Raw genomic sequence first — 11,186 nt, forward strand, 5'->3', positions numbered from 1 at the left:
CCGCACAGTGCGTCACCCGGCGCGCTCAGTCGAACAGGTCCGGCTGTTCGGCGGTGATGATGTCCCAGTAGGGGGCGAAGCTGAAGCCGCCGAAGGAACGGCTGCGGCCCAGCGGCGCGGCGACCTCGTGCCGGACGGGCTTCGGGCGGCCGGCGGCTTCGGCGAGAAGCTGCGCGTGCGCGCTCTGGTCGGCGGTGACGAACAGCCACGCGGCCTCCTCCACGGACTGCCCGACGGTGAGGAAGCCGTGGTTCTGCAGGATCACGAGCTTGTTCGGCCCCAGCGCCTTGGCGATGTTGCGTCCTTCCGCCGTGTCGAGGACCACGCCGTTGAAGTCGGCGTAGAGCGAGTGGCTGCCATAGAACGTGAGGGCGTCCTGGGTGATCGGGTCGAGCAGCCGGCCGAGGGACGACCATGCCTTACCGGCCAGGGCGTGCGCGTGCGCGTGCGCCGCGGCGACGACGTCCGGGCGGGCGGCGTGCACCTGGGAGTGGATGGCGAACGCGGCCGTGTTGACGGGGCGGTCGCCGATGACGATGTCGCCGTTGTGGTTGACCAGCAGCAGGTCGGAGACCTTGATCTGGGCGAACGGCACGGCGAGCGGGTTGACCCAGAAGTGGTCGGGCAGCTCCGGGTCACGCGCCGTGATGTGGCCGGCGATGCCGTGGTCGTAGCCGAACCTCGCGAACAGCCGGAAGGCGGCGGCCAGCCGCTGCTTGCGGTGCAGCCGTATATCCTCGACGGAGCCCTCGGGCTCGGGGTGCTTCGGGACGTTCTGGTCGGCCACGCGCAGCGGGGTCTGCCGGAACTGCTCGCGGATGCTGGGGGCGAGGCTGGTGCTTGTGGACATGCCCTGATCTCCTTGACGTGACCTCGGACCTTGACGTGACCCCGGAAAGGATCTCGGAAAGGATCGTTGTCGTGGCACGCGCACCGCCCGCCGCCGTTTCCGCGTGCCCCTTGCTCATCCGAGCGGCGGATCGTGTTGCAGGGACTCCAGGAACACCAGCGTGCTGGCGGCCACCGTCCGGTAGCCGGGCCCGGTGATCACATCGTGCTGGCCGGGCACCATCGTGAGCCGCGCCCGGGGGGCCGTACGAATGATCATCTGGGTGAGCGGCAGCGGGCTCACCTGGTCGTCCACCCCGTGGACGAGCAGGATGGGCAGATCGGGCAGGGCCCGCGGGACCGGGTACACCGGGGCGTAGGCACCGCCGACGCCGCTGGCGCCCGCGGCATCCTCGCTGTTCCTGACGCCGCCGTCGGCGGTGAGGGGGCGTTGGAGCAGCGGCAGCCCGAGCAGGACCACGCCGTCCGGGCGCAGCGCCGGGGAGCCCGCCAGGGTCAGCGCGCGCAGCCCGCCGATGTCCGAGCCCAGCAGGACGAAGGGTGCTCCGGGAATACGTGCTTCGGCCAGTGTCGACACACTGGTGCCGGGCTCCTCCGAGACGGTGGTGGTGTAGCCGTCGAGGGCCAGCCGCAGCCGGAGCCCCTCGAAGGAGGCGACCGTCTCGTCCCGGCCGGTCAGGATGAGGACGGATCCCCGGCTGGGAGGCACACCGGGCGGCGCCTCGAGTGTGGTGGTCAGTGACGTGGCGTTACCGGCCGTATGTCCATGAATGCCGGTGGGCGGCCGTCTCGACGCGAATGTCGCGGGCGGCGCGGAGGTCATTGTGCATCTCCTGTCGTCGGATGGGAGCTGTCGCGATGGCCGGCGTGGATGCGTGCCGTTGTTTTTCTTCCGCGTCCCATGGGGGATGGAAACGAAACGTGCGGGAAACACGTGCTTTCGTCCTACGGAAGGAGAGCGACAGTCCGTGAGCGGGTCAGGCAGCGTGCGGGTGCACGCGATTATCGACGGAAGGAAGGAAGACCCGGACAGGCTGCTGACGCGACCCGCAGCAGATCAATGTGACCGCGGGTCACAAGCCGGGACTCGGTATGCACACCGTCCACGATGCGTGTGATGTGGGGTTGATGTCAATACTCGCCCCGGTCGGGCGCGGGACACCGATGGCACGTCGATGGCACACCGACGGCACGCCGGGAGCGCCCGGGCATCAGGAACGTCGGGCATCGGAAACATCGGACAGCAGGGACATCGCGTGTCGGCCGCTGCCAGGGCGCTGGCCGCGCGCGACGCGCCACCGACCGCCTGACGCGCCGGGCGGCCTGACGCGCCGGGCGGCCTGACGCGCCGGGCGGCCTGATACACCGGGCGGCCTGATACACCGGGCGGCCTGATACACCGGGCGGCCTGATACACCGGGCGGCCTGATACACCGGGCGGCCTGATGCGCCGATGGACCGTGGGTTCCCGGTGGGCCATGCTCCTACGTCGTGGCTACTTCCAGCGGTCGCTACTACCGGTGGTCATCACTCCGGTGAACGCCGCCGCTGGCCGCGCCCACCCGGATGGGCGCGGCCGCCACATGCGACGACCGCACGGGACGGAAGGACGGCGATGGGCGATTTCGTCGGGGCGATCGACCAGGGCACCACAAGCACCCGTTTCATGATTTTCGATCATGATGGCAGCGAGGTCGCCCGCCGCCAGCTCGAACACGCCCAGATCCTGCCGCGCGCGGGCTGGGTCGAGCACGACCCGGTGGAGATCTGGGAGCGCACGGCCGCCGTCGTCGCGGCGGCCCTGGCCGACGCCGGCCTCGGCGCCGCGGACCTGGCCGCGCTCGGCGTCACCAACCAGCGCGAGACCACGATCGTGTGGGACCCGCGCACCGGCCGGCCATACCACAACGCGATCGTCTGGCAGGACACCCGCACCGACCGGATCGTGGCCGCGCTGGAGCGCGACGGCCGCGGCCAGGTGATCCGGCGCCGGTCCGGCCTGCCACCGGCGACCTACTTCTCCGCGGGCAAGATCGCGTGGATTCTCGACAACGTCGACGGGGTCCGCGCCGCGGCCGAACGGGGCGAGGCCGTCTTCGGCACCGTGGACAGCTGGCTGCTGTGGAACCTCACCGGCGGGCCGCGCGGCGGGCTGCACGTGACGGACGTCACCAACGCCAGCCGCACCATGCTGATGGACCTGCACACCCTCGACTGGGACGACGAGCTGCTGGAGTTCTTCGGCGTCCCGCGGGCGATACTCCCGGCGATCCGGCCGTCGTCCGACCCGACCGGCTACGGCTCGACCACCGTCTCCGGGCCGCTGCACGGCGAGGTCGCGCTGACCGCGGACCTCGGCGACCAGCACGCCGCCACCGTCGGACAGGTCTGCTTCGCCCCCGGGCAGGCCAAGAACACCTACGGCACCGGCAACTTCCTCCTGCTGAACACCGGCCCGCGGGCGGTGCCCTCCCAGCACGGGCTGCTCACGACGGTCGGCTACCGCTTCGGTGACGACGATCCGGTGTACGCGCTGGAAGGCTCGATCGCCGTCACCGGGTCGGCCGTGCAGTGGCTGCGCGACCAGCTCGGCATCATCAGCAGCGCGGCCGAGAGCGAAACGCTGGCCGCGACGGTGCCCGACAGCGGCGGGATCTACTTCGTCCCGGCCTTCTCCGGGCTGTTCGCGCCGTACTGGCGTTCCGACGCGCGGGGCGCCGTCGTGGGGCTGTCACGCTTCCACACCGGCGCCCATCTTGCCCGCGCCGCGCTCGAGGCGATCTGCTACCAGAGCCGGGACGTGGCCGAGGCGATGCGGCTGGACTCGGGCGTGGCCCTGGACGTCCTGCGGGTCGACGGCGGTGTGACCGCCAACGACCTGTGCATGCAGACGCAGGCGGACATCCTGGGCGTCCCCGTCAGCCGCCCGGTGGTCGCCGAGACGACGGCGCTCGGCGCCGCGTACGCCGCCGGCCTCGCCGTGGGCTTCTGGAAGGACACCGGTGAGCTGTCCACGCACTGGCGGGAGGAGCGCCGCTTCGAGCCCCGCTGGTCGGCGGACCGGCGCGAAAGCGGCTACGCGGGCTGGCGCAAGGCCGTCGAACGCACCCTGAACTGGGTGGACGTGGACCCCGGTCCCGACCCCGGCCCCGACCCCGGGTGAGCCGGGTGCGAACGGACATGCACCGGTGCGCACCGAGGTGAACGTGCGGCATGAGCCGGCATGAGCCGGTGTGGACGGCTCCTGGTTGCGCGTCGAACATTTTTCCAGCAGTCGGGAACAGCCTGTGATTTCACTGGTTCCGGCCACGACAGAATAGCCGGAACAATCGCGCCGGCGGCTTCGGTGTGCGGTGGGCGACATACGGGCCCGCGGTTGCTTTGCTGTTGTCTCGGACGGGTAGAGCATACCTCGCGGGAAACCGGCCGCCGTTGGGGGTACAGCGGGTAACGGATAGCTCCCGGGTGGGTGCCCTCCGTTCGAAACATGGCCGTTACCATGTTACCTCGCTGCCGTGCGTCGCTTGTTGTTTCCATCACGCAGCGGCATCCTCGGGATCTGTCGCGGGCCGCATGCTAATGTCGATCATGCGTTACCGCCCGGTGCGGTCAACCGGCCGATAATACAAGGCCATCTCGCCGGCTATCTCTCGTGTACACCCATTTTTCTCCAAGTATTACTCGCGGAGGACCCGTGGCGAAGTCGAAATGGCAGAAGCAACTCAAGAAATACGACAGGCGGCTGCTTGAGGGTCAGTCCTTCGGCGAGGAACAGAAGACCGACTACCCGTTCGGCTGGTATTTCGCCAGGTACAGTGAGGATCTCGAACCGGGCCAGGTGCTGCCCGTCGAGTTCATGTCCCACCAGTTCGCGCTCTTCCGCGGGAAGAGCGGCCGGGTCGGCATGGTGGACAGCCAGTGCTGCCACATGGGTGCTGACCTCGGCCGCTGCGGCACCGTGGTCGATGACCGGATCAAGTGCGGTTACCACGCCTGGGAGTTCCGGACCGACGGCGGCTGCGAGGTCATCCCCGGGCTGGACCAGGCGAAGATCCCCCCGCGGGCCGGCCAGCGCGCGATCCCCGTCCGGGAGCACGCCGGGAACATCTGGTTCTGGTACGGCCCCGAACCGGTCGGCGAGTTCGTCGAGGTGCCCTACGCCGACTCCAAGAAGTACCTGAACCTCAAGGGCCAGATCTACACCGCCCGGGGAACGCTGCTGCCGGTCGCGGAACACGTTTCCGACATCTACCACTTCCCGGTCGCGCACAAGGGCGTAGGAAAGCTGGAGTACGCCATCCTGGTGAACAAGGAAGACCGCCTGGAATACCAGTTGCGGCCTGCCGACGCGACCGGCATGAAGAAGGTCCAGCGCTGGTTCAAGCCGTTCGCGTTCATCGAGATGATCGGGCCGTCCGCGTCGCTCTACCGGACGCAGAAGGACGCCACGGTCGACCGCTCCGGCCCGCTGCTGACAATTGTTCTCGGCGGCACCCCCGTCCGGGACGACCTGATGTTCTTCGGCTACCGGGTCATTGTCCGCAAAATACTCCCCGGCCCGCTGTTCGCGCCGCTCAACCACCTGATCGCGCGCATGATGTGGCTGACGGTCCGGCGGAACGTCTACGCCGACATCGACGTGCTGCGCTGGCTGCGGCATCCCGAGAAAACCCTCTGGGTGAAGCCGGACGGCCCGTCCGTCCGCGAGTTCCGCGCCTTCTTCCAGCGCCGTATCGCGCCCGGCTGGCGTTTCGGCGACCCAGCGCCGGAGGAATCCGCCGTCAGCGCGTAGCACCGTCGGCCGCGTGGACGGTGCCCGCGACGCCCGTGGGCTGGGCGGCCCGGTGGCCGGCACCGGTTGAGCGTCGGGTCCCTGCTGGGAGTGACCGGACGTCCAACCGGTGCCGGCGAGGCCCGAGACGACTCGGGCCCGTGACAGCGCGGGATCCCGGCAGGCCGCCACGCCGCCACGCTCCGCGAGCACCGGGTACGAGCGCCATGTGTGCAGGTCCGGCAGGCTTTTTGCGGGACCACCCAGAGACCGAGCGCGATCCACCTGCGCTGTAGAGTCGCTGGCCACGCACACATGGGGGGACCACGTGTTGGCCTTTTGTATATTACTGGCATTAATCATCATGATTGTCGGATTTGTCGGGCTGGTGCGCGGTCACCTGCACCAGGCGCGAATCCACAACCGCCGGAGCGCTGGAATCGTCACCGGGGCGAGCTTCCTGGGGCTTCTCGTCCTCACGGCACTGGCTCCGAAAAGCGATCAGGCGGCGGTGTCGGCGTCGGCCGCTCCGAGCGCGGTCGTGAGCCCATCGCCCACGTCCGCGTCGTCGACTGTCGGCGCTCCGCTGTCCGCGGCCGAGCCGCTGGCGGTCGCCGGTCAGCCGACACAACCGCCCCTGCCCGTCGTGACGGCATCCGATACTCCTGCCTCTCCTGGCATCCCCGTCGCCGTGATCACGACATCACGATCCGTCTCACCGCCGGCCGCACCCGCGCGGACGCCCGCACAGGCCGCCGCGGCCCCGGCGCGACCGGCACCCACCACCGCACCGGCCGCGCCTCCCGCTGTCTGCAACCCGGCCTATCCGGACGTGTGCCTGAAGGACGGGATCGGCGACTACGACTGCGCGGGCGGCTCCGGGAACGGCCCCAACTACGTCACCGGGCCGGTCCGGGTGCTCTCTCCGGACCCGTTCCGTCTCGACAGCGATCACGACGGCTTCGGTTGCGAGAAGCCCTGAGGCCGATGTGGCCAAGTTGGTCCGGTCGGGGCCTACCCGTGGGCCCCGACCCCGCCAGAGCCTGGTACATTCGGACCCGTCGCAGCGCACAGCACGCGACACGCGCCGCTAGCTCAATTGGCAGAGCAGCAGACTCTTAATCTGCGGGTTCGGGGTTCAAGTCCCTGGCGGCGCACCCTTCTTGACCTGCATTTATCACTCTTGGTGATGGCCGCCTGAAGATCAATGTACCCAACGGTGTACCCATCTGCAATCGATCACTGTTGGTCGGTGTCGGTGTCGGTGTCGGTGGGGTCGGGGCCTCCGGCTTCGTCCGCGTTGTCGTCCTCTTCGTCCGTGGGCCTGTCGCCGGTGAACAGGTGGTCCAGACGGCCCACGGCGTCCCGCTGGGTCTCGGGCATGACGTGGGTGTACGTGTTCATGGTCAGTTGGATGGTCGAATGTCCGAGTAGTTCCATGACCGTGCGCGCGGGCACGCCTTCGGAGAACAGCATCGAGGCGAACGCATGACGAAGATCATGTAGGCGGAGCCAGGGGAGTCCGGCCTTTTCCCGGAGCTGATCGAACCGGCGGTTGACGTTCCGTGGTTCCAGCGGGGTACCGATCGACGAGGTGAACACGAGACCCGTCTCAGTCCAGGCGTCGCCGCGTTCGAACCGTTCGCCTGCCTGCACCACCCGATGCTGACGCAGGAGCTCCACCAGCCGAGCCGCACTGTCACTCGGGAGGGCCGACGTGCGCCGTCGGGACATGCTGCTTCGTTCATCATTCGTTCTCGGTGCGCTCGCCGGCCCCAGCCGGGACTGGTTGTTGACCAGCCTGGACGCCGCCGACGCCGGACGACCCGCCCACGCGGACATGGCCGCGGTCGAGTCCATCCGCAACATGTTCGGCGTGTTCCAGGAAATGGACGTCATCCAGGGCGGCGGGGACATCGCCCGCCGCACCGTCGCCCAGTACCTCACCGAACACGTCCTCCCGCTCCTGCAGGAATCCCACCCCGAGCCCGTCCGCCAGGCCCTCTTCGAGGTCGCCGCCGAACAGACCTATCTCGCCGGATGGATGGCGTTCGACTCCGGCCAACACGGCATCGCGCAGCGCTACCTGATCCAGTCCCTCCGGCTCGCCGACGCCGCCGGTAACCGGATGCTCGGCGCCCATGTCCTGGCCGGACTCTCCGACCAGGCCACCCAACTCGGGCACCCCGACGAAGGGCTCCGGCTCGCCCGCGCCGGCCGCCACGGCCTGCGTGGTCTGCGTGCCCCCGCCGCCCTGACCGACCTGTACGTGTTGGAAGCCCGCGCCCTGTCGGTCCTGGGCCGCTCCACCGACACCGCCGCGACGATCGCGCAGGCCGAGAAGACCTTCGATCGCATCAACTCGGCGAACGAACCCGAATGGGCGAAGTTCATCGACGAGCCCTACGTCACCGGGGAGATCGCGAACAGTCTCCGCGACATCGGCGACCCGACCGAGGCCCACCGCTACGCCCGCCAGTCCGTCGAGGCCGCCCGTAAGCAGAACCGGGGACGCCGCGGGGCGCTGAGCCAAACCGTCGTCGCCGTCAGCTTCACCCAGCAAAACGATCTCGAAGGCGCCATCACCGCCGGCCACACGGCGATCGACATTGCCGCCGGAGTCCCCATCTCCGCCCGCTACGTCACCGCCATGACCGACCTGCGGAAACGACTCGCCCCGTACCAGCACAACACCCACGCCCGCGAACTCGTCTCCCGCATCGACCGCACCGCCCTCGCCACCACCGCAGCCTGACCACGCCGAACCCGGACCGGCGATCAGCGACACAGCCCGACGGACGACGTTGGCTACGTCGAGGCTGACTGACTGCCGAATTATCCGTTTTAGGATCAAGGCGCGGCGGCGGGCCGCGCCGCGCGGCCGGCTGCGCGTGGCCGTGGACGGCCATGCTCGCCGGGCGCGTCGCCGACCCGCCACCGCGCAAAATCTCACCGGGAATCCGGACGGCGGACACGTTCACGCTCCTCACCGGTTGGCTGTCCGACGCTGATCACCGCCGCGCACGCCGGGGACACACGCACAACCGAGCAGAGGGCACGCCAGCGCACAGCTGGGAGGACTGAACCAGGGCGCTGCGCTCACCGGACAGCCCGACCCGTACAGCCTGCCAGTCGCAGCACTCTTCTGTGGTCGCCTCCGCATCGGATCAGACACCGATGTGACAAGATTGCCGCGCGCTCCAGGCATGTTGGGGAAGGACTGGTGAGGGTTGATGTGGCGAGGGGTTGGGCGATGGGTGCGCCGTCGACGTGCACCCTTCTGGATAGCTCTGGCGATCGCCACAGTCAGTTTCCTCGCGATCTTTACCTCTGATCCATACACGGATTACGCACCTGCCGCTCGCTGGGGGAACGCACTCGGCGCTGCGGCGGTATTCGGAATACTGCCATGCTCCATCTGGTGGTTAGCACAATATCGGGTACGATCTCGCCAATCGAAATCACCTCACACTCTCGACTCTTCCAATTCTTCAAACACCCTCCCAGTAGGACAAAAAAGCTCCTCCCTGGTTCCGGAAATTGCAAACTTTCTTGGTAGCCTCATATCTAGACGCGCGCCGATACTACATGCGAAGCACCCACCGTTCTCCCGCGCTGCCACCTCCCACTCGCCTCACACTCATTACTCGCAGCTGCAAATGGACCTTGGCGCATACCAGTTACACCCATGGATCTTTTACGCCGCCAGTAGTCTTTGGCAAGGGGGGCATTACCGGCAGGCCGTCGAGCAAGCAGCAAGAGCCGTATCAGGAAACACACAGAAAAAAGTACGCCGGTTCGATGTATCAGACGATACATTGCTGCAAAACTTATTTAGCGAGGACGACCCGAAGCGGGATGCGCCGCGACTCTGATTTCCTGGAGATCGTCAGACTGCAACCTGGAAAAACAGAATGCGCGGCGCTCGCTTTTTTTCGCAGGGCCGCTATGCAGGGATTCGCAATATAGCGGCACACGAGTTGGAAGTCGCATGGTCTAAGGAAATGTGCCTCGAGTATCTGGCGGCATTTAGTATCCTCGCACGCTGGATAGACGAATGCGAAATAAATAGAATAGATTGACCCTGCCCTCCTACCAACAGCTCCCTCGCAGATGAAGAGATCCGCCCGACGTCCAATCGTGGGGCTGGACGCCTAGCTGACACTGCAGTGCGGGAGGCGATCGAAAGGCGTGCTGTTGATACAGTTATAACCAAATTCACCAGCAGAGGATACAGCGTCACTGACGTCGGCTCCATTCGTTCTTGGGACGTTGAAGCGCACCGGGGCGATGAGACGGTACACATCGAGGTAAAGGGCAGCGCAACCCGCCGCGAGGCTGTCGAGCTCACAGATAACGAAGTACGCCACGCCGAAGACTACCCGGACTCAGTGCTCGTCGTGGTCGACGATATCTCCTGGAGTCGAACAGAAGATGGTCACATAGTAGCCAGTGGAGGCACTTGGCGCGAGTGGTCTCCCTGGACCCCGTCCCGATCAGACCTACTTGCGACCCGATACTGTTATGTGCTGCCGAAGACGTAAGCAACACCCGAATGGACGGGCGAGACCGCATGAGCAGATGGCAGCCAAGCCCACGGACAACGGCGGATGCTCATGGACGTCCACGGACGCCGCCAGCTGCGTGAGCTGCACCGGTGGACGTTCGCGGATGTCGGCAGACGAACCATCGACGATCTCATAATCCGCAGGTCGATCCCTGGCTTTGGATTACACACCGTCGCGGCGGTCGACCGCCTACCGATCATCCTGACCAGCGGCATGTGCCCTATATGCGCGACGGCAACGGACACAAGCCTAATGACGACTTAGGGTCGGGATAAATCGGGAGGCGGTCGACCGAGAATTGATCAATTAATCACGATATCGGCCGCCGTATCCTACTCCGAAGGCGTCTCTACGGAAGATATATCAGCAGAGCTCCGCCATTCGCGCAAGTTCTGAACCACCTCCTCATAAAACTTTTCCAGCGTTTCGACTGTCGAGGTGATGAAAGTTCCCTTTCCAAGACCACGCTTTGTTCCGAGAGGCGCGCTGAGTGATATCTTAAATGATCGGATGTCGCGAGCGGGATCAGCGACCAGAAGATTAGGTTTCTGGCGTGCGACAGACAATAGCTCTGCCGATCCAGCGTCCCGAGATCCAGGATAGTAAGCTTCAATGCGAAGATTTCCGGTAGCGTCCTTGAGTTGTCGGAGAATCCAATTGACGCGGGTTAGCGGACGGCCTTGGCGAGGTGCTTCAATCCCAACAGAACAACTTATCCGACCTGCCCGAACATCGGTGACTATTCCGACTGGTCCGACCGTGTCCGGAACCCGAATCATGCTAGACAGCGTGCCCTGACTACAAATCTCGTCGGCCAACAGTTGACGTCTCTGTACGGCCTCCGCCTTCCGATGAAGGTGAGGAACAACCTCTAGGCCGAGCTGTCCGCCAAGATGGAGGCATAGGTATCGTGTCAGTTGATCAAAGCGTTCTGTAACGGTAACTAGTCAGGTAGTTTTTGATCTTGAGTTAGCTGATCGCGGGCATCCAGGGACGGC

At 66.3% G+C, this 11,186-nt stretch carries 9 protein-coding genes, 1 tRNA gene and 1 pseudogene; 7 read left to right on the forward strand and 4 right to left on the reverse strand.

Annotated elements, in window-relative coordinates; genetic code table 11:
* Positions 1–25: 25 nt before the first annotated feature.
* The 3 genes from CM1CMNOD_RS06140 to CM1CMNOD_RS24340 form a co-directional block, all read right to left on the reverse strand.
* Complete coding sequence (locus tag CM1CMNOD_RS06140; protein ID WP_013872806.1) at positions 26–850, reverse strand: class II aldolase/adducin family protein; 825 nt, start codon at positions 848–850, stop codon at positions 26–28.
* A 114-nt stretch (positions 851–964) separates the two neighbouring features.
* A complete protein-coding gene (locus tag CM1CMNOD_RS06145) occupies positions 965–1,672 on the reverse strand; it encodes a hypothetical protein (protein ID WP_013872807.1) in 708 nt (235 codons plus the stop codon).
* 179 nt (positions 1,673–1,851) lie between these two features.
* Positions 1,852–1,956 (reverse strand): putative leader peptide, encoded by a 105-nt coding sequence (locus CM1CMNOD_RS24340; RefSeq protein ID WP_420848661.1) that lies wholly within the window; start codon positions 1,954–1,956, stop codon positions 1,852–1,854.
* 508 nt (positions 1,957–2,464) lie between these two features.
* Between CM1CMNOD_RS24340 and glpK the strand changes: the two genes are divergently transcribed.
* The 4 genes from glpK to CM1CMNOD_RS06165 all read left to right on the forward strand — a co-directional run bounded on the left by glpK (position 2,465) and on the right by CM1CMNOD_RS06165 (position 6,777).
* Complete coding sequence (glpK, locus tag CM1CMNOD_RS06150; protein ID WP_013872808.1) at positions 2,465–4,012, forward strand: glycerol kinase GlpK; 1,548 nt, start codon at positions 2,465–2,467, stop codon at positions 4,010–4,012.
* A 531-nt stretch (positions 4,013–4,543) separates the two neighbouring features.
* A complete protein-coding gene (locus CM1CMNOD_RS06155) occupies positions 4,544–5,641 on the forward strand; it encodes a Rieske (2Fe-2S) protein (RefSeq protein ID WP_013872809.1) in 1,098 nt (365 codons plus the stop codon).
* A gap of 343 nt (positions 5,642–5,984) precedes the next feature.
* The gene (locus CM1CMNOD_RS06160; protein ID WP_050803369.1) at positions 5,985–6,602 is read left to right on the forward strand and encodes a hypothetical protein; all 618 of its coding nucleotides are present in this window, start codon (positions 5,985–5,987) and stop codon (positions 6,600–6,602) included.
* Positions 6,603–6,704: 102 nt separating this feature from the next.
* A tRNA-Lys gene (locus tag CM1CMNOD_RS06165) sits at positions 6,705–6,777 on the forward strand.
* Between the two features lie 82 nt (positions 6,778–6,859).
* On the opposite strand, the gene CM1CMNOD_RS06170 is transcribed toward CM1CMNOD_RS06165, so the two are convergent.
* The gene (locus CM1CMNOD_RS06170; RefSeq protein WP_237703013.1) at positions 6,860–7,354 is read right to left on the reverse strand and encodes a tyrosine-type recombinase/integrase; all 495 of its coding nucleotides are present in this window, start codon (positions 7,352–7,354) and stop codon (positions 6,860–6,862) included.
* Here CM1CMNOD_RS06170 and CM1CMNOD_RS06175 point away from each other — a divergent pair.
* From CM1CMNOD_RS06175 to CM1CMNOD_RS24350, 3 genes and pseudogenes are all read left to right on the forward strand, one after another.
* Positions 7,353–8,375, forward strand: a complete 1,023-nt coding sequence (locus CM1CMNOD_RS06175) for a hypothetical protein (protein WP_050803370.1) — start codon at positions 7,353–7,355, stop codon at positions 8,373–8,375. The genes CM1CMNOD_RS06170 and CM1CMNOD_RS06175 overlap by 2 nt on opposite strands.
* 904 nt (positions 8,376–9,279) lie before the next feature.
* Positions 9,280–9,702: pseudogene (locus CM1CMNOD_RS24345) on the forward strand (TIGR02391 family protein).
* Positions 9,703–9,789: 87 nt separating this feature from the next.
* Complete coding sequence (locus CM1CMNOD_RS24350) at positions 9,790–10,164, forward strand: protein NO VEIN domain-containing protein (RefSeq protein WP_157490981.1); 375 nt, start codon at positions 9,790–9,792, stop codon at positions 10,162–10,164.
* Positions 10,165–11,186: the final 1,022 nt, after the last annotated feature.

Source organism: Protofrankia symbiont of Coriaria myrtifolia (genome assembly GCF_900634755.1).
Classification (GTDB): domain Bacteria; phylum Actinomycetota; class Actinomycetes; order Frankiales; family Frankiaceae; genus Protofrankia; species Protofrankia coriariae.